This is a genomic window from Streptomyces sp. DSM 40750 (assembly GCF_024612035.1).
Taxonomy (GTDB): Bacteria; Actinomycetota; Actinomycetes; order Streptomycetales; family Streptomycetaceae; genus Streptomyces.
This window is the reverse complement of sequence record NZ_CP102513.1, coordinates 723,071-742,361: the sequence shown is the minus strand read 5'-3', so window position 1 is coordinate 742,361 and position 19,291 is coordinate 723,071. Positions and strand designations below refer to the sequence as shown.

Here is a 19,291-nt window from a genome sequence, read left to right as displayed (position 1 = left end):
GGAAGCCTCCTGGGGCAGGGGGATTGACGACTCGTCATGCCTATCGATCCGGTGGGGAACCGGAGAAATCCCAGGAAGCCGGTTGGCTGCGATCCGGACAATTAAGTAAATGTCGTGCAAGGTTGAACAAAGATGATCTTACTGTGGCGAGCCTTCGGGTGGGGGCGGAGGGGGATATTCCGCGCGGTGGCGCGCGCGGCGCCGATGATCTTGTCGCGCCGGTGTGGATCGAGTGGCCGGGGTCACGCGAGCAAAGTGACGCGAACCCGGACCGCTTTCACGCTGCTACTCTTCGTGATCAATTGATCGCTTTGCGCAGCAAACTGGGAGTGTGCGTGAAGATCGCGTGCGTCGGCGGAGGGCCCGCAAGCCTGTACTTCTCGATCCTGATGAAGCGGCAGGACCCGTCCCACGACATCACCGTCCATGAACGGAACCCGGCCGGGTCGACGTACGGCTGGGGCGTCACCTACTGGTCCGAGCTGCTGGACAAGCTCCGCGAGAAGGACCCCGCGACGGCCCTCGCCATCAGCGAGAACTCCGTCCACTGGAACAGCGGGGTCGCCCATGTCCGCGACCGTACGACGGTCCAGCCCGGCGACGACGGTTTCGGCATCGGCCGGCGCCGCCTGCTCGAACTGCTCGCCGAACGAGCCCGGGCCCTCGGCGTACGCGTGGAATACGAGCACGAGGTCACCGCCGACGACCTGCCGGACGCCGACCTCGTCGTCGCGGGCGACGGAGTCAACAGCGCGGTGCGCGAGCGGTACGCCGGCCACTTCGGCAGCGACATCGCACTCGGCCGCAACGCCTACGCCTGGCTCGGCACCACCAAGGTCTACGACGCCTTCACCTTCTCCTTCCAGGAGACCGGCCACGGCTGGATCTGGGCCTACGCCTACCCGTTCAGCGGCGAGCAGAGCACCTGTGTCATCGAGTGCTCCCCGAAGACGCTGAGCGGCCTGGGCCTGGACCGGCTGGGTGAGGCGGACGGGCTGGCCCTGCTGGAGAAGCTCTTCGCCGACATTCTGGACGGCCACCCGCTGCTGGGCCGGGCCCAGGGCGACGGCACCGCCCAGTGGCTCAACTTCCGTACCCTGACCAACCGCGCCTGGCACCACGGCAACGTCGTCCTGCTCGGCGACGCCGCCCACACCACGCACTACTCCATCGGCGCCGGCACCACCCTCGCCCTGGAGGACGCGATCTGCCTGGCCGAAGCCCTCGCCGCCCACCCGGAGGCGGAGGCCGCGCTCGCCGCTTACGAGCGGCGCCGCAAGTCCGAACTCCTCCGGCTGCAGAGCGCGGCCCGCTACAGCGCCCAGTGGTACGAGAACATCCAGCGGTACATCGACCTTCCCCCGGAGCAGATGTTCGCCCTCCTCGGCCAGCGGCACTCCCCGCTGCTGCCGTACGTGCCGCCGCAGCTCTACTACCGCCTCGACCGCGCCGCCGGCCGACTGGAGGCCCTGCGCCGCTTCAAGCGCTGGCTGGGCCCGAAGCTGGCGCGGACGTCGCAGTCGCGTGCCCTCGCCGACCGGAACTAGCCGGCCTCGGGGTGCCTCTAGTGCACGCCCTGCGGGCGGAACTGGATGCTGATGCGCGGCCCCACCGCCCGCGTCGACTTGGGTACCGCGTGGTCCCAGGTGCGCTGGCAGGAGCCGCCCATCACGATCAGATCGCCGTGCCCCAGCGGGAACCGCAGGGTCTCCCCGCCGCGGTGCGGGCGCAGGGCCAGATCGCGGGGGTCGCCCACGGACAGGATGGCCACCATCGTGTCCTCCCGGGCGCCCCGCCCGATCCGGTCGCCGTGCCAGGCCACGCTGTCCCGGCCGTCGCGGTAGTAGCACAGGCCCGCCGTGGCGAAGGGTTCGCCCAGTTCGGCGGCGTAGTGCGCGGAGAGCGCCTCCCGGGCCTCGTCCAGGACGGGGTGCGGGAGGGCGACCTCGGCGCCGTAGAAGGCGAGCAGGCGGGGTACGTCCACGACCTGCTCGTACATCTGCCGCCGTTCGGCCTTCCAGGGCACTTCTTCGGCGAGCCGCGTGAACAGCGCGTCGGCCCCGCCGAGCCACCCGGGCAGCAGATCGACCCAGGCCCCGGCACTCAGCTCACGGCGGCGCAGTCCGTCGAGAGGGCCGAGGCGGAGGTCGTCGGACTGGTCGAAGAGGGAGCCCTGGAGGTGCATGGCCATACCTGCAGCGTACTCCAGATTCGAAAACCTGTTCGCTTATGCTTGCGGGTGGTCCGCCGCCGGCCCGGGCTCCCTCGTCGCCCGCCGTCTCAGTGCTGCTGAGCCTTCTGCGGGGTAAGCTCGCTCGGCCGCACGACCACGAACCCCTCACCCTCCAGCTTCAGCTGCACGGCCTCCCCGGAGCCGCCACGGATCATGGAGCCGAAGGACTGGGAGCGGTGCAGCGAGGTGTTGAGGTGGGCGGTCCAGCCCACGACCGCGTCCGTGTCGACGAACACGGGCAGTTGGGGCGAGACCGGGATGACCAGCGGGTTGCCGTCGCAGACGAGACCGAGCCTGCCCTGCCCCGTGAAGACGCTGTTGAACAGGCCGCCACCGGTCATACCGGCGCCCTTCACGGTCTTGATGTCGTACGACAGCGAGGCGTCGAAACAGAGCACGTTGCGGCCGTTGACGGTGAACACGTCACCCGGCTCGATGTCGACGACGAAGCAGTTCTGTGCCTCGTGCGCGAACCAGGCCTCGCCCTGACCGCGCACCGCCATCAGCGGCAGCCCCTCCCCGGTGACCGCCCGCTTGAGCATGCCGCCCACGCCCTGGCCCTTGCGTTCGAACTGCAGGTTCCCGCGATAGGCGATCATCGCGCCCTGCCGGGCGAGCATCTCGCCGTTGACGGCGTACTTGATCGACTTGGCGTTCTGCACGCTCATCCCCGGCGCGTACGCCGGCTGGACCATGTTCTCGTTCGAGAAAAGATCGCTCTTCATACGGGCATGCTGTCCCGGAGTGCCCGATTCCGCCAAGCGACCCGCGCGGCACGTGAATTGAGACGCCTGACAACGTCCTGATCGGAATGGTAAAAGCGGACATGACCAACAAGACCGTCGGCGTAGACATCCCTGACCGCCGGGGCCGCACCGGACTCGACCGCACCGGCCGGGACCTCACCGGCAATCCGCGGGTCAAGGTGCGGGACGTGACACTGCTGTCCAGCCACTGGTACGTGGAGCGCACCACGACCTTCGACTTCCAGCACGCCGACGGCACCTGGAGCACCCAGGAGCGCGAGACGCACGACCGGGGCAACGGCGCCACCCTCCTCCTCTACGACGCCGAACGCGAAACCGTGCTGCTCACCCGGCAGTTCCGCTACCCGGTGTACGTCAACGGCCACCCCGACGGGATGCTCATCGAGACACCGGGCGGTCTGCTCGACGAGGAGGACGAACACCCCGAGGTCGCCGTGCGGCGCGAGGTCGTCGAGGAGACCGGACACACCATCGGCGAGATCCAGCACGTCTTCGACATCTACATGAGCCCCGGCTCGGTCACCGAACGCGTGAGCTTCTACGCCGCCTCGTACGGCCCGTCGACCCGCACCCACGAGGGCGGCGGCCTCGACGAGGAGGGCGAGGACATCGAGCTCGTCGAACTGCCCTTCCGGCGGGCCCTGGAGATGATCCGCAGGGGGGAGATCGCCGACGCCAAGACCATCATGCTGCTGCAATGGGCGGCGCTGGAGGGGCCGTTCAGCGCCGGAAGCGGATCCTGAGGCGGCGGGGCGCCCCGCCGCCTCAGGGGTCGAGCGTCTCGGCGGCCTCGGCGGCGACCGCCTCCGCCACGGCGGTCAGCGCGGGGGAGTCGAGCTTCCACTGCTGCCAGAACAGCGGGGCGTGCGCGGTCCGGTCCGGCGCCAGGTTGACGAGCCGTCCGGTGTCGAGCAGCCGCTCGGCCTGGGCGGCGGGCACCATGCCCCAGCCCATCCCGGCGACCACGGCGTCGACGAAGCCCTCCGACGTCGGCACGTAATGCCGACGGGCGCCGGCCGGACGGCCGCGCGTCAGCCGTCGGACGAAGGCGTTCTGGAACTCGTCCCGCCGGTCGAAGAACACGACCGGCGCGTCGACGATCACCTCCTGCAGCCGCACGCCCGAACCGACGCCGAGCCATCGCTCCGCGAAGGCGGGAGCGGCACAGGGCACGTACCGCATCCGGCCCAGCGCCCGCACCGAGCAGCCGGCCACGGCGTCCGGCGCCGAAGTGATCGCTGCCATCACCAGCCCCTCGCGCAGCAGCCGGGCCGTGTGCTGCTCGTCCTCGCGGAGCAGCTCGTAACAGGGGCGCAGTTCCTCGGGCACCCGGGTCAGGGCGGGCAGGAACCAGGTGGCGAGCGAGTCGGCGTTCACCGCGATCGACACGCGCGTGGCCTCCCCGGCGCCGGTCAGACCGAGGGCGTCCTGCGCGTCGTGTTCGAGACGGGCCAGCTGACGTGCGAACCGGACGATCACCTCGCCGGAGTCGGTCGGCCGCACCGGCTTCTCCCGGATCAGCAGGACCCGGCCGACCCGCTGCTCCAGCGCCTTGACCCGCTGGCTGACCGCCGACGGCGTCACATGCAGCGCACCGGCCGCCGCGTCGAACGTGCCCTCGTCCACCACCGCGAGCAGGGTGCGCACCAGATCGAGCGGAAGCTGAGACATCACGGTCGCTAATGATACGTAAGAATCTTTAGCTGTACGCAGGGCAGCGCGTTTCCTAGCGTCGTGGATGTGTTCAGCGAAATGACCGCCCTCGCCACCGGATTCGGCACCGGCCTCTCCCTCATCGTCGCCATCGGCGCCCAGAACGCCTTCGTCCTGCGCCAGGGACTGCACCGGGCCGCCGTGCTCCCGGTGGTGGCCATCTGCGCCCTCTCCGACGCGGCCCTGATCGCCCTCGGCGTCGGCGGGGTGGGCGCCGTGGTCGTCGCCTGGCCCAGCGCGCTGAGCGCCGTCGCCCTGGTCGGCGGCGGATTCCTCGTGGTCTACGGCGTCCTCGCCGCGCGTCGCGTCCTGCGGCCCGGCGACGACGCGCTCCGGACGGAGAACGGGACGGCGGGCTCCCGGCGCCGGGCCGTCCTCACCTGTCTGGCACTGACCTGGCTCAACCCCCATGTCTACCTCGACACCGTGTTCCTGCTCGGCTCGATCGCCGCCGACCAGGGGTCCCTGCGCTGGACCTTCGGCTTGGGCGCCGCCTTCTCCAGCCTCTGCTGGTTCGCCGCCCTCGGCTTCGGCGCCCGGCTGCTCAGCCGCTTCCTGTCCCGCCCGTCGGCCTGGCGCGTCCTCGACGGCCTGGTCGCGGTGACGATGCTGGCGCTCGGGGGCATGCTGATCGCCGGGGCGTGAGCCGACGCGAGTGCCCGTGCGCCGACAGCATGTGAGACAGCCGGGACATCGCCTGTCCCGGCGACAGCACCCTCCGCGATAGTGGTGTCCGTATCGAAAGATGTATCGAGCATCAGGATGCCCGTGGACACCACCAAGAGCAGCACCGGCGACGACGCCGCCCCGGAGGACGACGCCCGGAAGGCACCCCGCCGGGGCTGGCGCCGCTGGGCGATGGACACCCGTCCCCTGCGCCGTCCCGCCTACCGGCGCCTGTGGTCCTCGACCATCGTCACGGCGGTCGGCAGCCAGCTGACCGCCGTCGCCGTGCCCAAGCAGATCTACGACATCACCGGTTCCTCCGCCTGGGTCGGGTACGCGAGCCTCGCCGGCCTGCTGCCCCTGGTGGTCTTCGCGCTGTGGGGCGGCGCGGTCGCCGACAGCGTGGACCGCCGCACCCTGTTGCTCATCACCAACACCGGCATCGCCGTCACCTCGGTGCTGTTCTGGGTCCAGGCCGTCACCGGCCTCGAATCGGTGTGGGCGCTGATGGCCCTGCTCGCCCTCCAACAGGCCTTCTTCGGCCTCAACTCACCCGCCCGCAACGCCTCCGTGGCCCGTCTGGTCCCCGCCGACGAACTGGCCGCGGCCGCCGCCCTCGGCTCGACCGTGATGCAACTGGGCCTGGTGGCCGGGCCGTTGCTCGCCGGTGCCCTCATCCCGCTCATCGGCCTGGCCGAGCTGTACCTGATCGACGCGCTGGCCCTCTGCATCACCCTCTGGGCGGTCTACAAGCTGCCCTCACTGCCGCCCGGGGACACCGCGACGACCCGGCGCGCAGGCTGGCGGGAGGTCGTCGCGGGCTTCCGCTACATCGCCCTGCACAAGGTGCTCCTGCTGTCCTTCCTCGCCGACATCATCGCGATGGTCCTGGGCATGCCCCGCGCACTCTTCCCACAGCTGGCCGACACCACGTACGCGCCCTACGGCGAAGGACTCGCCCTGGGCCTGCTGTTCGCCGCCATCCCGATCGGCGCCGTCGTCGGCGGACTGATGTCGGGCACCTTCTCGCGCTCCGACCGGCACGGCCTCATGGTCATCGCGGCCGTCATGGCCTGGGGCGCGGCCGTCACGGGCTTCGGGCTGAGCACCAGCCTGTGGTTCGCCGTGGTGTTCCTCGCCGCCGCCGGTGTCGCGGACATGGTCTCCATGGTCTTCCGCGGCGCCATCCTGCTGTCCGCCGCCACCGACGAGATGCGCGGCCGCATGCAGGGCGTCTTCACCGTGGTCGTGGCCGGCGGCCCCCGCCTCGCCGATGTCCTGCACGGCACCGCCGGCGCGGCCTTCGGCGCCCGTACGGCCGTCGTCGGCGGCGGTCTGCTCGTCATGGCCGCGATGCTCCTACTGGCCCTGGTGACACCGGCGTTGCGGCGGTACCGGATCTGACTGATCGGCACCTGATCTTTCGTAGGCTGCTTGTCAGCCGCACACCCCACAGGCAGGAGTCGTAACGATGGAGTACGTGAAGCTCGGTTCGACGGGTCTGGACGTGTCCCGGATCTGTGTGGGATGCATGAGTTTCGGCGCCCCCGACCGGGGCACGCACGAGTGGACCCTGGACGAGGAGGCGTCACGCCCGTTGATCCGGCAGGCGCTGGACGCCGGGATCAACTTCTTCGACACGGCGAACGTCTACTCGGACGGCACCAGTGAGGAGATCGTCGGCCGCGCGCTCGCGGAGTTCGCGCGCCGCGAGGAGATCGTCGTCGCGACCAAGGTGAACGGCGCCATGCACCAGGGCCCCAACGCCTGGGGTCTGTCCCGCAAGGCGATCATGACGGAGATCGACAACAGCCTGCGGCGTCTCGGCACCGACTACGTGGACCTCTACCAGATCCACCGCTTCGACCCCAACACCCCGGTCGAAGAGACGATGGAGGCCCTGCACGACGTGGTGAAGGCGGGCAAGGCCCGCTACATCGGGGCGAGTTCGATGTACGCCTGGCAGTTCGCCAAGATGCAGTCCACCGCCCGCCTGAACGGCTGGACGCGCTTCGTGTCCATGCAGAACCACTACAACCTCCTCTACCGCGAGGAGGAGCGCGAGATGCTCCCGCTGTGCGAGGACCAGAGCGTCGCCACCCTGCCCTGGAGCCCGCTCGCCCGAGGCCGCCTCACCCGCGACTGGGGCACCGTCACCGAACGCACCGAGACCGACAGCTTCGGCAAGACCCTCTACCAGGAGGGGGACCGCGAGATCGTCGACGCCGTCACCCGCATCGCCGGCGAGCACGGCGTGCCCCGGGCCCGGGTCGCCCTCGCCTGGCTGCTGAGCCGGCCCACCGTGACCGCCCCCATCGTCGGCGCCACCAAGCCGCACCACCTCGACGACGCCGTGGCCTCCCTGGACCTCACCCTCACGCAGAAGGAGACCGAAGAGCTGGAGCGGCCCTACACGCCCCGCGCGATCAGCGGGCACTGAGCCCGGCGGCGCCCGACCCGCGAGAGTCGGGCGCTTCCGCGGCGGGGCAGGCAGGTGTCACAGCCGGGCGTACTCCAGGCGCACCGTGGTGGCGAGACGGGCGAGGGCTTCCTCGGCGCCCTCGCGGTCGGTCTTGTCGAGGAGGGCGAGGGCGTCGGCGGCGGCCAGGCGTACCCGCTGGGGCACCTCGTCGAGGGCGGCCATGCGGTAGGCGATGGTGCGGCGGGCCGCCCGCTCCTCGGGGCTGACGCCGTCCGGCCCGGTGCGGGGGAAGACGGCGGCCTCGTAGGCGGTCACGTGGATGAGTACGCCGTGGGCGATGCCCTCGGCGTACCCCCGCTGCCCGGCCTGCCGCTGGGCCATGACGAAGTGCGCCATGGCCCGCCGCCGCACGATGAGTGAGCCCACCATCCCGACGAGTCCCGCGCAGAGGGCCGCTCCCAGCGCGACGAGACCACCGCCGATCAGCGCGCCTATGAGGGCGCCGCCCGCCATCAGCAGGCAGGTGAGCCCGGTGGTGAGCATCAGCAGGGCGCGCGCGGGCGTGAGGGAGGCCATGACGTGCAGTGTCTCAGCCCGAGCTGGGTGCCCGAGCGGAGGGCCGGTGTCGGGGACGCCGGCGCGGTGACCGTCCCGGTGGGCAGGTCGGCGGCCGGGGCGGCGGGTCACCCGTCGTCGGAAGGGCCTGGATGCTCCATGCGGGACAGCCAGGCCGTGAGCACCGTTTCGAGTGACCCGGCCTCGGCCGATGTCAGCAGATCCAGCAGACGGCGTTCGTTGCGCATGTGGTCCGTGAACGCCTCGTCGATGAGTTCGCGTCCCGGCCCGGTGAGGGCGACGATCCGGCCGCGCTGGTCGTCCTCCGCACGGCGGCGGGTGACGAGCCCGGCCCGCTCCAGGCGGTCGATCCGCTTCGTCATCGCGCCGGTGGTGACCATGGTGTGCGCGGCGAGCTCGCCGGGCGCCCGCTCGAAGGGCTCGCCGGCCCGGCGCAGCGCGCACAGCACGTCGAACTCTCCCTCGCTGAGCCCGTAACGGCCGTAGACGAGGCAGAGCTCCTCCGTGAGCCGGTCGGCGAGGCGGTGCAGCCGGCCGATCACTCCTTGCGGGGTGACGTCGACGTCGGGCCGCTCGCGGCGCCAGTCGGCCTGGATGCGGGCCACACGGTCCAGCGGTGGTTGACGTTCGTCCATACGCACCATGGTAGCTTCCCGGGAAGCTATATTGTCTTCCATGGAAGCCAATACGCGCTGGGTGGCGCTGACCGCGGTGGCGCCGGTGGCCTGGGGGACCAACTACTTCGTCACCCACGAGTACCTCCCGGCGGACAGCCCCCTGTGGGGAGCGGCCCTGCGGGCACTGCCCGCCGGCCTCGTCCTGCTGGCCCTGTGCCGACGGCGGCCCCGCGGCGCCTGGTGGGGAAGGTCCGCGCTGCTCGGGCTGCTCAACGTGAGCGTGTTCTTCGTCCTCGTCTACGCCGCCTCCCAGCTGCTGCCGACGAGCGTCGCCTCGACCGTCATGGCTGTCGCTCCGCTGACGATGATGCTCATCGCCTGGCCCCTGGTCTCCGAACGGCCCGGCCTCGCGCACCTGGCCGGCGCCGCGATCGGGCTCGGCGGGGTCTGCCTCATGCTCCTCACCGGGGAGGCGGGCATGAGCGTGCCGGGGATCCTCGCCTCGGCCGCCGCCATGTTCGTCTCGTCCTTCGGCCACATCCTGACCAAGCGCTGGAACGCCGGGACCGACGTGCTCGCCTCGACCGCCTGGCAGCTCACCGCCGGAGGCCTGCTCCTCCTCCCGGTCGCCGCCGCCGTGGAGGGGCCGCCGCCCACACTCTCCCCGCAGGCGCTCCTCGCGTTCGGCTACGTCACCCTGATCGCCACCGCGCTGGCCTTCGCGGCCTGGTTCACCGGCCTGCGCCACCTGCCCGCCGGCACCGTCGGACTGATCGGACTGCTCAACCCCGTCACGGGCGTGCTCCTCGGCACGGCGGTCGCCGGAGAGACGCTGACGGGCCGCCAACTGTGCGGGCTGGGCCTGGTCCTGACCGGAGTCGTCCTGGGCCGCCCCGCACGCGCGGACCGCCGCGGGGGCGATGGGCCGAGGGGTGGCGCACGGCCGTCCACCCCGGTTCCGCCGTCAACCACCCACCGCCGTACGAAGATCAGGTGACTGCATAGGGTGGGGCCTGTGAGAACCAGCGACACCGGTGAGGCAGTCGCGTACCAGAACGCGACCGAGGGGGAGACCGCCGTCCGATGAACCAGATCCTGTTTGCCGGGGCCATCGGCCTGTTCTTGACACTGATCGGCACTCCGCTGCTGATCAAGCTGCTGGCCCGAAAGGGGTATGGGCAGTTCATCCGCGACGACGGCCCGCGCGGCCACCACGGCAAGCGCGGCACCCCCACTATGGGGGGCATCGCCTTCATCCTGGCCACCCTCGTCGCCTACGCCCTGACGAAGATCATCACCGGTGAGAGCCCGACGTTCCCCGGTGTCCTGGTGCTGTTCCTGATGGCGGGGATGGGTGTCGTCGGGTTCCTCGACGACTACATCAAGATCGTGAAGCGGCGTTCGCTGGGGCTGAGGGCCGGAGCGAAGATGGCCGGCCAGCTGATCGTCGGCATCGTGTTCGCCCTTCTCGCCATCCGGTTCGCGGACGACCGGGGCCAGACGCCGGCCTCCCTGAAGCTGTCGTTTGTCACCGACTTCGGATGGACCATCGGGCCCGTGCTGTTCGTCGTATGGGCGCTCTTCATGATCCTGGCCATGTCGAACGGCGTGAACCTGACCGACGGTCTGGACGGCCTCGCCACCGGTGCGTCGGTCATGGTCTTCGGCGGCTACACCTTCATCGGTCTGTGGCAGTTCCAGAACTCGTGCGCCAACGCCATGGAACTCACCGACCCCGCCTCCTGTATCGAGGTACGCGATCCGCTCGACCTCGCCGTCGTCGCCGCCGCGTTGATGGGCGCCTGTTTCGGGTTCCTCTGGTGGAACACCTCGCCCGCCAAGATCTTCATGGGCGACACCGGCTCCCTCGCCCTCGGCGGCGCGCTCGCGGGCCTCGCCATCTGCTCCCGGACCGAACTGCTCGTCGCCATCCTGGGCGGGCTCTTCGTCCTGATCACGCTGTCGGTCGTCATCCAGGTCGGCTCGTTCAAACTGACCGGGAAGCGCGTCTTCCGCATGGCCCCGCTCCAGCATCACTTCGAACTCAAGGGCTGGTCCGAAGTCCTGGTCGTGGTCCGCTTCTGGACCATCCAGGGCATATGCGTGATCGTGGGCCTGGGGCTGTTCTACGTGGGCTGGGCCGCGGGCTGAGGTATCCGGACTCATGATCGCGGCCGCGATGCACGCGGCCGCGATCACGTGGTGGCCCGCCGTGCGTACACCTCGATCTCGATCTTCATACGGGGGTCGGCGAGACCGCACATGAGCATGGTGGCGGCCGGCCGCACCTCCCCGAACGCGCGGCGCAGAACAGGCCAGCAGGGCTCGAAGTCGTCCCGGTCGGGCAGCAGATACCGCACCCGCACCACGTCGGCGAGAGCGCACTCAGCCTCGGCCAGCGCGGCCTCGATATTCCGCAGGCACTGCTCGGCCTGCTCCACCACGTCGTCGGAGATCGTCATCGTGGTGTAGTCGAACCCGGTCGTCCCCGACACGTGCACCCAGTCACCGTCGACCACGGCCCGGGCATAGCCGATCTGCTCCTCGAACGTCGAGCCGCTGAGGATCGCACGTCGCTCTGTCATGCGCCGAACGCTAAGTGACCAGCGTGGATACGTCTAATACGGCTACAGGTGCGGGCTGATATCTCTGGGCGTATGGAGCGCCCCGAACTTCCCCTGCCGCAACTGCACGCCTTCGTCGTGCTCGCCGAGGAACTCCACTTCGGCCACGCGGCCGCCCGCCTCGGCATCGCACAGCCCCCGTTGAGCCAGCAGATCCGCCGCCTGGAGGAGAAGGTCGGCCACGCGCTGTTCCACCGAGCGCCGGGAGCCGTCACCCTCACCCCGGCGGGACGACAACTCCTGCCCGTCGCCCGGCGAACCCTCACCGACCTCGCCGACGGCCTGGCCGCGGCCAGGGCCGTCGGCAGCGGCCGAACCGGCCGGCTGCGGATCGGCTTCGCCGCCTCCCTCGCCCTGACGCTCCTGCCCGGCCTGCTGCGTACCTTCCGACAGCGATTCCCCGACGTGGAGTTGGACATCCACGAGATGACCACGGCTCCACAGATCGCCGCCCTGCACGACAAGACGATCGACATGGGACTGCTGCGCGAGCCGCCCGACGGCGAAACGGAGCTCGGCTTCAAGACGGTCCTGACCGAGCCCTTCGTGGCCGTCCTGCCGTCCACACATCCCCTCGCCGCTGAACGAACCGTCTCCGTCGGCCAGTTGGCGGACTCTCCCTTCGTCCTCCTGCCCCGCGCGGTCGGCCCCCAGCTCCACGACCGCATCACCGGCCTGTGCACCGCGGCGGGCTTCACGCCCCGAGTCGCCCAGCACGCGGTGGAGTGGCAGACCGTCTGCGCCCTCGTGGAAGCCGGACTGGGCGTCTCCCTGGCCCCGGCGAGCATCCGGCGCATCCGCCTCAAGGGCGTCGCCTTCCGGGGAATCGAGCCCCGCACCGCCCGCACACGGGTCGCCGTGGCCTGGCGCGAGAACGACCCGAATCCCCTGGTGGCCAACCTCCTCGCGACCATCGGCCACGATCCGCCGTACGGGTCCTAGAGCGGAGCAGCGGAGCAGCGTGTGCCCGGCGCTCCGCGCTACGAGGCCCTCGCCGCCAGCCGGAACACCACGCTCCGCCGCAGTGGTCCCTCCGGCACATCCGGGTCGTCGAAGTCGTCGGCCGGGTCCCGGGTCATGCCGAGGCGCCGCATCACCGCCTGGGAGCGGAGATTGGTGGCGGTGGTCACCGCGAGGACCTCGGCGAGGCCGAGGCGTTCGAAGCCGAAGTCCACGGCGGCCCGCCCGGCCTCCGTGGCGTAACCGTGGCCCCACGCCGTACGTGCCAGCCGCCAGCCCGCCTCCACCCCGGAGAACGGCATGCCCTCCTCCACCGGATCCAGGCCGGTGAACCCGATGAACTCGCCCGTGGCGCGCACCTCCACCGCCCACCAGCCCCAGCCCCTCTCGTCGAGGTCGGCCTGGAAGCGGGCGGCGGACGCCTCACTCTGCTCCTTCGTCAGGACACCGGGAAAGTACTCGCGGACTTCCGGATCGGCGTTCATGGCCGCCCACGGGGCGAGGTCGGACTTCCGCCATCCGCGCAGGAGCAGGCGATCGGTTCGCAGTTCGGACATCGCGCCAACGTAACGCGATCACGGGGCGGGAGCGACCGAATATCCCAGGCGTACGGACACCCGCCGTGACCCGCTCGCGCAGCCCGCAACGCGCCGCCCCCGATGCCTAGAGCCCGCCGCTCGCCCCCAACCCGCACCGCACCGCCCGCAGATGTTCGGCCAGGGGGCCGAGGCCCACGTCGTGGCGGCGTTCGTCGACGGTCTCGGGGTGGCGGATGGGGTACGGGAAGAGAGTGCCGGGGTTGATGCGGGTGCCGTAGAACTGCGGCTGGTTCAGTGCGACGGCGCAGTGGTCGGCGATGTAGGCGTGGTGCACGGCGGGACAGCGGCCGTCCGCCACGGCCTCGGCGATCAGGTCGCGGCAGGAGAGCTGGAAGCCGAGGTCGGGAGCGTGCAGGAGGATCACGAGGGCCGCCGTGGAGGCCGGCTCGCCGACCGACTCGGCGGTGGGCCAGCCATGGCGGGCGACGATCGCGCGGAGGGCGTCCGCGTTGCCGGCGTGGCACGCGGCGATGCGGTCGCGGGCCTGCGCGGTGGGGGCGGACCGGGCCTCCTGGGCCAGCCGCCGCTCATCCTCGGCCCTGCGGATCAGCTCGGCGGCGAGGACCCGCTCGCGGGGCCGCGCCGCGCCGGATGTGGGTTCCATGGCCGGGGCGCCCTTCACACCGGCCCCCGGACCGCGAGCGAGAACCGCACCTTCTTGCCCACGTCACCCGGTTCCGGCGGATCGGTGCCCCGGTCGTCGGCCGGCGCGGCGACGACGGCGATGGTGTCGGCGGGATCGGCGCTCGTGTGCCGGACCGCGTCGGCGAAGCGTTCGTCGGTGGCGAGGACGGCGTCGTCCAGGATCGTGGAGAGTTCCCAGCGGGTGAGGTGCGCCGCCACCGTGCGCCGCACACCCGCGGCCCACGACGGGTGGGCGGGCACCGCCGTCCGGAAGAGGCGGGACCTCCTGAGCGGGATCAAGGCAGCCTCACCGCGTCCAGGGATCGGTCCACACCGCCGGACGCGGCGTCATGGACGCTCCACCCGGGGTCGTGTGCTGCCGCCGCAGGGATCCGTCGGCGGGGCGCGTCGACACTGACTGCCGTCATCGAGTTCCTCCTCGGTGTCCACGGGGCGGCCGGGGCGGCGGGCCGTCGGTGCTGTTGTCGAAGACAACAGCACCGGCCACACAAAACACCAGGTGGTGGAGGGGTTGTGCGGTTGCGGGCGGGTAGTGGCGCGCGCTGTGTATGTTCCCGGCCACGGTGTACGTACAACGTCCGGGTGAGACGGAGGGCGCGGAAGAAGACGCCCGGCCGACGGCGGCTCGATCGTGCTGATCAGCTCTGTCTCCGGCTGGGAACCGGGACCACCCGCCCAGTACGGGGCGGCGCAGAGCTCCCTGATCCACCTGGTCTCCTCCCTGGCCCGCGAGCTGGGCCCCGATCGCATCCGCGTCAACGCCTCCGCACGAGGTGGCACGCACGGTGGTGTTCCTGCTCTCCGACTGGGCGACCGGCGTCTCCGGCGCCCATCTGCCCGCCGACCGGGCCCAGAACGCGTCCCCACCGGACGGCCACTGAGGTCGGCCGCCGTCGCGTCCACGGCGGCGGGCCACCGTCAGGCGGCCGCCCCCAGCACCACCCGCGACCGGCGCTCGAAGTCCTGCACCAGGGGTTCGTGGCGACGGGACGCCAGTCTCCCCCGGAAGTCACGGAGGGCCTGGATCGACCGTTCGCTGTGGACGTCGCTGAGCGCCTCCAGCGCGTCGGTGGCGGTGGCGATCGCCTCGTCGAGGCGGTTCTGCTGCAGGTGGGCCGTGGCCAGGACGGACCGGCTGATGGCCTGGCGTCGGCGGCGGTCGGCGTTGGCACGCACCGACTCGCCCGCGGTGTGCTCGGCCTGCGCGGCGAGGCCCAGGTCGCGGAAGCAGACGGCGGACTCGGCCTGGAGGTAGTGGTGGTTGAGGAACCGCACCCAGGGCGACTCGTGGGCGGCACCCCGGCTCGCGTCGAGCTGCTTCTCGGCCGCCCGCAGGGCCTCGGCGGTCTCGCGGGGCCGGCCCAGCGCCGCGTGGCCGCGCGCGGACATGGCGTGCAGCCGCATCAGACCGAGGGGGCTGCCCGCGTCCTTGGCGGTGGCGACCCCGGCGCGGGCCAGGGCCACGCCCTCGTCGGGACGGCCGAGGCTGGTCGCCAGATGGGAGAGCCCGGCGAGGATCTGCCCGCCCAGCACATGGTCGCGGCCCTCCGCGCAGAGCCTGAGCCCCTGCGTCATGTACCGCTGGGCGAGGCCGTACTCCCCGGCGTCGTAGGAACTCCAGCCCGCCATGGCGGCGAGCCGGGCGGCGGCGGCGAACAGCTCGCGCCTGTGGTGCGGCGGCGTGCCGCGCTGCTGGAGCAGGGGGATGACCTCGGTGGTGAGGTACTGCACGATGCTCGTGCGGATACCGCCGCCCCCGTAGTGGTTGTCCATCTCGTCGAACATGCGGAGCATCGCGTGGACCTGCTCCACCGGCCCGCCGGCCGACACCGGTGCGAGCCTGGGAGCGTCACGGCTCTCCACCAGCCAGAGCAGCCAGGCCCGCTGAGGGGTCGTCAGCGCGCCCGGCACGAAGGGCACGGAGCCGAGCAGACTGCGCCTGGAGATGTCGGTGGAGCCCAGCTCGGCCAGGGTGTGCAGGGTCTCCGCCACGTTTTCGACGTACATCAACGCCCGTCCCGTCACCGGTCGTCCGCGATCGAGCGGGAAACCGAGGTCGGCCGGAGTGAGCGCGCGGCCCAGCCGTTCGCCGAGGACTGCGGCGATCAACTCCGGTGTGTTTCCCCGTGGTTGCTGGCCCTGGAGCCAGCGGGTGACGGAGGCCTTGTCGTAGTTGGTCTCCGCGCCCTGGCAGCGGCCCAGGTCATTGACCCGGAGGGCGAGGGAGGCGTACGAGCAGCCGGCCTCCTTCAGGGCTGCCGCCAGCGGCTTGTTGGGCCCGCCGGTCCCCTTGACCGGGTTCCTTGGTAATCCGTTCGTCACGGCGGCCATCCAGGTGTCGCATCGTGTCGGCGCACGGCTTGACCCGTGCCCGCCGTGGCGCCAACTCCTGGGCGGGCCGGAGGAGTTCGAGGGACGCTGCCCGCGATGTGCGGCAGGTCACTCAAGCACTATGGTGGCCGAAGAACTCAGCCCGCAACCTGCGTTCTGATAATTTCAAAACGAACTGCAAGGACCTGTCCGTGTCAATGGATCGCGTGGCACACTGCACGCTGTGAATCCCGCCCCGGGAGGTTGCACGTGAGTGAGACCCGCTCAGGAGGGAGTGCTCCTGCGGCGCCCACGGTCCTGCGCATGGTTCTCGGCAAACGGCTCCGGCAGCTGCGGGAGCAGGCCGGAGTCTCCTTCGACGACGCCGCCCGCGCCATCGAGGTCACCGCCCTGACGGTCCGCCGCATGGAAAAGGCCGAGGTCGGTCTCCGTATCCCCTACGTGAAGGAGCTGCTGCGCACCTACGGGGTCTCCGGCGCCGAGATCGAGGACTTCCTCTCCCTGGCGCGCGAGGCCAACCAGCCCGGCTGGTGGCACAAGTTCCGCGACGTGCTGCCGGAGTGGTTCAGCGCGTACGTGAGCCTGGAGAGCGAAGCCGCCGTCATCCGTCTCTACGAACCCCAGTACGTACCCGGCCTGTTGCAGACCCACGACTACGCCGCCGCGCTCATGCGTGTCGGCTTCCCGAACGCGAGCCCCGAGGACGTCGACCGCCGGGTCGCCCTGCGCCTCAGACGCCAGGACCTGCTGGTCAAACCCGAGGCACCGGCCGTCTGGGCCATCCTCGACGAGACCGTGCTGCGCCGGCCGGTGGGCGGTCCCCAGGTGATGCGGGCCCAGATCGACCGGCTCGCCGAGGCGACGGAGCGGCCCAAGGTCAGGATCCAGATCATGCGGTTCGCGGCCGGACCCCACCCGGGGGCCTACGGCCCCTTCCACTACTTCCGCTTCGGCTTCTCCGAACTCCCCGACATCGTCTACACCGAGGGCCTCGCGGGCGCCCAGTACGTCGACCAGCCCGCGGACGTCGTGACCTACCTGGAGGTCATGGACCGGATGTCCGTGCAGGCGGAACCGGTGGCCCGGACCAGGGACATCCTGGCGGCACTACGCAAGGAGTTGTGACACATGGCAAGGACACCCAACGACCCCGTTCACAGCGGTATGCCCGCACCCGAACTCGGCGCCGAGGGCTGGCGCAAGCCCTGGAGCGGCACCAACGGCGGTTCCTGCGTCGAGGCCAAGCGCCTGCCCGACGGCAGCGTGGCCTTCCGTCAGTCCACCGACCCGGACGGCCCCGCCCTCGTCTACTCGCGGGAGGAGATAGTGGCCTTCCTGGAGGGCGCCAAGGCCGGCCAGGCCGACTTCCTCATCGCCTGAGGGCTGCCCGCCAGCTCCCGGATCGCCTGGCCACCGTCCGGCCACCGGGGATCGCCTGGCGCCCGTCCGGTCACCCGGGACCGTCCGAAGTCCGCCCGGCCGCCCGGCCGTTCCGCTTCGCCCGACGGCCGTTCGGCCACCGCGCGGATCACTACGCCCGCACAACCGGACAACCCGCAAACGCACTCCCGTCGCCTCCCGGCCGCACACAGACTGGGGAGCCGACACCCGCCGCGCACCACCCGAAGGGAGCGGCATGCGTACGCCGCCTCGTGTCCCGGGTCGAGCCATGCCGCCCGCCGGACACGCCGGCCGCCCCGGCCGGGCCGCTCCCGAGGGGCGGGAATGATCCTGCCGTCCACGCTCACCCAGTACCGGACCCTGATCATCGAGGGACACGAAGGTCCCGGCAGGACCCACCTGATGACCGAGCTGGCCCACCTCGGCTTCGAGGTCCGGCACATGCCGCCCTTCCTCCACCACCTGGACCCGGCCCTGCCGTACCGCGAACTCCTCGCCGGACCCGGTCGGCCGGCCGTCGACGGGAACCTCGTCGCGGAACTCGTGTACGGGCCGCTGCGCCGCGGCCGCTCCCGGGTGACCTGGATCCAGGCCCTGGACCTCGCCGAAACCGTGGCCGAACGCGACGGAGCCATGCTCCACCTGACCGCGACGTCGGGTCATGCGCACAGCGCCGAGGCCGTGGAGGCCGCCACCGCCTACGCCCGGGCCTTCCGCACCCTCGCCCAGCACGTTCCCGTGGTGACCCTCGATGCCGGCGAGCCGAGCCGCCCCATCCGTGCCCCCGCTTCTCGGCCGTCCCAACTCTGGCGAAACACAGAGCAGTTGACGATAGGTTAGCGACGACCACGCGATGTGAGGCAGGAGAGTTCCCATGGCAGACGGCCACCCCACTCCCGATCAGGAAGCCCTGTCCAAGATCGACACCACGGTGCCGCACTCGGCCCGCATCTGGAACTACTGGATGGGCGGCAAGGACAACTACGAGGTCGACCGCGTCGCGGGAGACGCCTACCGGGAGATCGCCCCCAACATCGAGACGATGGCCCGCGCCTCCCGCGTCTACCTCATCCGCACGGTCACCTTCGTGGCCCGGGAGCGCGGCATCCGCCAGTTCCTGGACATCGGCACCGGCCTTCCGACGTACGACAACACCCACCAGGTCGCCCAGAAGGCGGCCCCCGAGTCCCGCATCGTCTACGTCGACAACGACCCCCTGGTACTGCGGCACGCGCAGGCCCTGCTCACCAGCACCCCCGAGGGGGTCACCGACTACGTCGACGCGGACCTGCACGACCCGGCCACCATCCTCGAAGCCGCCGGCAAGATCCTCGACTTCAGCAAGCCGGTGGCCCTGATGCTGATGGGCATCCTCGGCCACATCCAGGACTACGAGGAGGCCAAGGAGATCGTCCGCAGCCTCCAGGCCGCCCTGCCGTCGGGCAGCTACTTCGTCCACTACGACAGCACGGACACCGACGCCGAACTCAAGCGCGCCCAGGACGGCTACGACGACACCGGCGCCGTCCCGTACGTCCTGCGCAGCCCCCGGCAGCTGCACGCGTACTACGAGGGCCTGGAACTCCTGGAGCCCGGCATCGTGTCCTGCCCGCTGTGGCGCCCGGAGCCGGGCACGACCCCGGAGCCGACGGACGTGTACGGGGGAGTGGCCTACAAGGCGTAGCAACGCCGCGCCGCGACGGGCGACTTGGGCGACGCGGGAGCGTGCGGTGGCGG

At 71.0% G+C, this 19,291-nt stretch carries 23 protein-coding genes and 1 pseudogene; 14 read left to right on the top strand and 10 right to left on the bottom strand.

Features of this window, described 5'->3' with window-relative positions; all coding sequences use genetic code 11:
• Window positions 1-335 precede the first annotated feature (335 nt).
• Window positions 336-1,547: an FAD-dependent monooxygenase gene (locus tag JIX55_RS03625; protein WP_257561753.1), complete on the top strand. Its 1,212-nt coding sequence runs from the start codon at window positions 336-338 to the stop codon at window positions 1,545-1,547.
• A gap of 17 nt (window positions 1,548-1,564) precedes the next feature.
• Here JIX55_RS03625 and JIX55_RS03620 read toward each other — a convergent pair whose 3' ends face one another.
• A complete protein-coding gene (locus tag JIX55_RS03620) occupies window positions 1,565-2,191 on the bottom strand; it encodes an alpha-ketoglutarate-dependent dioxygenase AlkB (protein WP_257561752.1) in 627 nt (208 codons plus the stop codon).
• A gap of 89 nt (window positions 2,192-2,280) precedes the next feature.
• Entirely contained in the window at window positions 2,281-2,958 is a 678-nt protein-coding gene (locus JIX55_RS03615) for an AIM24 family protein (RefSeq protein WP_257561751.1), read from the bottom strand.
• Between the two features lie 101 nt (window positions 2,959-3,059).
• Between JIX55_RS03615 and JIX55_RS03610 the strand changes: the two genes are divergently transcribed.
• Complete coding sequence (locus JIX55_RS03610) at window positions 3,060-3,743, top strand: NUDIX domain-containing protein (RefSeq protein WP_257561750.1); 684 nt, start codon at window positions 3,060-3,062, stop codon at window positions 3,741-3,743.
• 22 nt (window positions 3,744-3,765) lie between these two features.
• Here JIX55_RS03610 and JIX55_RS03605 read toward each other — a convergent pair whose 3' ends face one another.
• Window positions 3,766-4,674, bottom strand: coding sequence for a LysR family transcriptional regulator ArgP (locus JIX55_RS03605; protein WP_257561749.1), 909 nt, complete (start codon window positions 4,672-4,674; stop codon window positions 3,766-3,768).
• Between the two features lie 78 nt (window positions 4,675-4,752).
• On the opposite strand from JIX55_RS03605, the gene JIX55_RS03600 reads away from it, so the two are divergent.
• The 3 genes from JIX55_RS03600 to JIX55_RS03590 all read left to right on the top strand — a co-directional run bounded on the left by JIX55_RS03600 (window position 4,753) and on the right by JIX55_RS03590 (window position 7,819).
• Entirely contained in the window at window positions 4,753-5,358 is a 606-nt protein-coding gene (locus JIX55_RS03600; protein WP_443046693.1) for a LysE/ArgO family amino acid transporter, read from the top strand.
• Between the two features lie 117 nt (window positions 5,359-5,475).
• Window positions 5,476-6,783 carry an MFS transporter gene (locus JIX55_RS03595; RefSeq protein ID WP_257561748.1) on the top strand — a complete coding sequence of 436 codons (1,308 nt, stop codon included), beginning with the start codon at window positions 5,476-5,478 and terminating at the stop codon, window positions 6,781-6,783.
• A 67-nt stretch (window positions 6,784-6,850) separates the two neighbouring features.
• On the top strand, window positions 6,851-7,819 hold the full coding sequence (locus JIX55_RS03590) for an aldo/keto reductase (RefSeq protein WP_257561747.1): 969 nt from the start codon (window positions 6,851-6,853) through the stop codon (window positions 7,817-7,819).
• Window positions 7,820-7,876: 57 nt separating this feature from the next.
• On the opposite strand, the gene JIX55_RS03585 is transcribed toward JIX55_RS03590, so the two are convergent.
• Window positions 7,877-8,377, bottom strand: coding sequence for a hypothetical protein (locus JIX55_RS03585; RefSeq protein ID WP_257561746.1), 501 nt, complete (start codon window positions 8,375-8,377; stop codon window positions 7,877-7,879).
• 107 nt (window positions 8,378-8,484) lie between these two features.
• Window positions 8,485-9,012: a MarR family winged helix-turn-helix transcriptional regulator gene (locus JIX55_RS03580; protein WP_257561745.1), complete on the bottom strand. Its 528-nt coding sequence runs from the start codon at window positions 9,010-9,012 to the stop codon at window positions 8,485-8,487.
• Window positions 9,013-9,052: 40 nt separating this feature from the next.
• Between JIX55_RS03580 and JIX55_RS03575 the strand changes: the two genes are divergently transcribed.
• Window positions 9,053-9,991, top strand: a complete 939-nt coding sequence (locus JIX55_RS03575; RefSeq protein WP_257561744.1) for an EamA family transporter — start codon at window positions 9,053-9,055, stop codon at window positions 9,989-9,991.
• Window positions 9,992-10,077: 86 nt separating this feature from the next.
• Window positions 10,078-11,145 carry a phospho-N-acetylmuramoyl-pentapeptide-transferase gene (gene mraY, locus JIX55_RS03570; protein WP_257561743.1) on the top strand — a complete coding sequence of 356 codons (1,068 nt, stop codon included), beginning with the start codon at window positions 10,078-10,080 and terminating at the stop codon, window positions 11,143-11,145.
• A 44-nt stretch (window positions 11,146-11,189) separates the two neighbouring features.
• Here the strand turns inward: mraY and JIX55_RS03565 are convergent, their stop codons facing one another.
• Window positions 11,190-11,579: a RidA family protein gene (locus JIX55_RS03565; RefSeq protein ID WP_257561742.1), complete on the bottom strand. Its 390-nt coding sequence runs from the start codon at window positions 11,577-11,579 to the stop codon at window positions 11,190-11,192.
• Between the two features lie 72 nt (window positions 11,580-11,651).
• Here JIX55_RS03565 and JIX55_RS03560 point away from each other — a divergent pair, with 72 nt between their 5' ends.
• Window positions 11,652-12,560 carry a LysR family transcriptional regulator gene (locus JIX55_RS03560; protein ID WP_257561741.1) on the top strand — a complete coding sequence of 303 codons (909 nt, stop codon included), beginning with the start codon at window positions 11,652-11,654 and terminating at the stop codon, window positions 12,558-12,560.
• A 38-nt stretch (window positions 12,561-12,598) separates the two neighbouring features.
• On the opposite strand, the gene JIX55_RS03555 is transcribed toward JIX55_RS03560, so the two are convergent.
• From JIX55_RS03555 to JIX55_RS03545, 3 genes are all read right to left on the bottom strand, one after another.
• Window positions 12,599-13,135: a GNAT family N-acetyltransferase gene (locus tag JIX55_RS03555; protein ID WP_257561740.1), complete on the bottom strand. Its 537-nt coding sequence runs from the start codon at window positions 13,133-13,135 to the stop codon at window positions 12,599-12,601.
• Between the two features lie 106 nt (window positions 13,136-13,241).
• Window positions 13,242-13,781: a DUF6624 domain-containing protein gene (locus JIX55_RS03550; RefSeq protein ID WP_257561739.1), complete on the bottom strand. Its 540-nt coding sequence runs from the start codon at window positions 13,779-13,781 to the stop codon at window positions 13,242-13,244.
• Between the two features lie 14 nt (window positions 13,782-13,795).
• Window positions 13,796-14,101: a hypothetical protein gene (locus JIX55_RS03545; protein ID WP_257561738.1), complete on the bottom strand. Its 306-nt coding sequence runs from the start codon at window positions 14,099-14,101 to the stop codon at window positions 13,796-13,798.
• A 352-nt stretch (window positions 14,102-14,453) separates the two neighbouring features.
• Between JIX55_RS03545 and JIX55_RS03540 the strand changes: the two are divergent.
• Window positions 14,454-14,543: pseudogene (locus JIX55_RS03540) on the top strand (SDR family NAD(P)-dependent oxidoreductase); the annotation flags it as partial.
• Window positions 14,544-14,595: 52 nt separating this feature from the next.
• Window positions 14,596-14,703 (top strand): SDR family oxidoreductase, encoded by a 108-nt coding sequence (locus JIX55_RS03535; protein WP_257561737.1) that lies wholly within the window; start codon window positions 14,596-14,598, stop codon window positions 14,701-14,703.
• Window positions 14,704-14,740: 37 nt separating this feature from the next.
• Here the strand turns inward: JIX55_RS03535 and JIX55_RS03530 are convergent, their stop codons facing one another.
• On the bottom strand, window positions 14,741-16,153 hold the full coding sequence (locus JIX55_RS03530; RefSeq protein WP_257561736.1) for a hypothetical protein: 1,413 nt from the start codon (window positions 16,151-16,153) through the stop codon (window positions 14,741-14,743).
• Window positions 16,154-16,456: 303 nt separating this feature from the next.
• Here JIX55_RS03530 and JIX55_RS03525 point away from each other — a divergent pair, with 303 nt between their 5' ends.
• The 4 genes from JIX55_RS03525 to JIX55_RS03510 all read left to right on the top strand — a co-directional run bounded on the left by JIX55_RS03525 (window position 16,457) and on the right by JIX55_RS03510 (window position 19,238).
• Complete coding sequence (locus JIX55_RS03525) at window positions 16,457-17,278, top strand: helix-turn-helix domain-containing protein (RefSeq protein WP_257561735.1); 822 nt, start codon at window positions 16,457-16,459, stop codon at window positions 17,276-17,278.
• Between the two features lie 3 nt (window positions 17,279-17,281).
• The gene (locus tag JIX55_RS03520) at window positions 17,282-17,533 is read left to right on the top strand and encodes a DUF397 domain-containing protein (protein ID WP_257561734.1); all 252 of its coding nucleotides are present in this window, start codon (window positions 17,282-17,284) and stop codon (window positions 17,531-17,533) included.
• Window positions 17,534-17,878: 345 nt separating this feature from the next.
• Complete coding sequence (locus JIX55_RS03515; protein ID WP_257561733.1) at window positions 17,879-18,394, top strand: hypothetical protein; 516 nt, start codon at window positions 17,879-17,881, stop codon at window positions 18,392-18,394.
• Between the two features lie 34 nt (window positions 18,395-18,428).
• Window positions 18,429-19,238, top strand: coding sequence for an SAM-dependent methyltransferase (locus JIX55_RS03510; RefSeq protein WP_257561732.1), 810 nt, complete (start codon window positions 18,429-18,431; stop codon window positions 19,236-19,238).
• Window positions 19,239-19,291 lie beyond the last annotated feature (53 nt).

Excerpts from the sequence above, each read along its gene's own strand:
- JIX55_RS03560 (WP_257561741.1), top strand. The coding sequence starts at position 11,652 with ATGGAGCGCCCCGAACTTCCCCTGCCGCAACTGCACGCCTTCGTCGTG.
- JIX55_RS03515 (WP_257561733.1), top strand. The coding sequence starts at position 17,879 with ATGATCCTGCCGTCCACGCTCACCCAGTACCGGACCCTGATCATCGAG.
- JIX55_RS03555 (WP_257561740.1), bottom strand. The coding sequence starts at position 13,135 with ATGTCCGAACTGCGAACCGATCGCCTGCTCCTGCGCGGATGGCGGAAG.
- JIX55_RS03565 (WP_257561742.1), bottom strand. The coding sequence starts at position 11,579 with ATGACAGAGCGACGTGCGATCCTCAGCGGCTCGACGTTCGAGGAGCAG.
- JIX55_RS03620 (WP_257561752.1), bottom strand. The coding sequence starts at position 2,191 with ATGGCCATGCACCTCCAGGGCTCCCTCTTCGACCAGTCCGACGACCTC.
- JIX55_RS03580 (WP_257561745.1), bottom strand. The coding sequence starts at position 9,012 with ATGGACGAACGTCAACCACCGCTGGACCGTGTGGCCCGCATCCAGGCC.
- JIX55_RS03615 (WP_257561751.1), bottom strand. The coding sequence starts at position 2,958 with ATGAAGAGCGATCTTTTCTCGAACGAGAACATGGTCCAGCCGGCGTAC.
- JIX55_RS03510 (WP_257561732.1), top strand. The coding sequence starts at position 18,429 with ATGGCAGACGGCCACCCCACTCCCGATCAGGAAGCCCTGTCCAAGATC.
- JIX55_RS03590 (WP_257561747.1), top strand. The coding sequence starts at position 6,851 with ATGGAGTACGTGAAGCTCGGTTCGACGGGTCTGGACGTGTCCCGGATC.
- JIX55_RS03520 (WP_257561734.1), top strand. The coding sequence starts at position 17,282 with ATGGCAAGGACACCCAACGACCCCGTTCACAGCGGTATGCCCGCACCC.
- JIX55_RS03550 (WP_257561739.1), bottom strand. The coding sequence starts at position 13,781 with ATGGAACCCACATCCGGCGCGGCGCGGCCCCGCGAGCGGGTCCTCGCC.
- JIX55_RS03530 (WP_257561736.1), bottom strand. The coding sequence starts at position 16,153 with ATGGCCGCCGTGACGAACGGATTACCAAGGAACCCGGTCAAGGGGACC.
- JIX55_RS03610 (WP_257561750.1), top strand. The coding sequence starts at position 3,060 with ATGACCAACAAGACCGTCGGCGTAGACATCCCTGACCGCCGGGGCCGC.
- JIX55_RS03600 (WP_443046693.1), top strand. The coding sequence starts at position 4,753 with ATGACCGCCCTCGCCACCGGATTCGGCACCGGCCTCTCCCTCATCGTC.
- JIX55_RS03595 (WP_257561748.1), top strand. The coding sequence starts at position 5,476 with ATGCCCGTGGACACCACCAAGAGCAGCACCGGCGACGACGCCGCCCCG.
- mraY (WP_257561743.1), top strand. The coding sequence starts at position 10,078 with ATGAACCAGATCCTGTTTGCCGGGGCCATCGGCCTGTTCTTGACACTG.
- JIX55_RS03575 (WP_257561744.1), top strand. The coding sequence starts at position 9,053 with ATGGAAGCCAATACGCGCTGGGTGGCGCTGACCGCGGTGGCGCCGGTG.
- JIX55_RS03585 (WP_257561746.1), bottom strand. The coding sequence starts at position 8,377 with ATGGCCTCCCTCACGCCCGCGCGCGCCCTGCTGATGCTCACCACCGGG.
- JIX55_RS03525 (WP_257561735.1), top strand. The coding sequence starts at position 16,457 with ATGGTTCTCGGCAAACGGCTCCGGCAGCTGCGGGAGCAGGCCGGAGTC.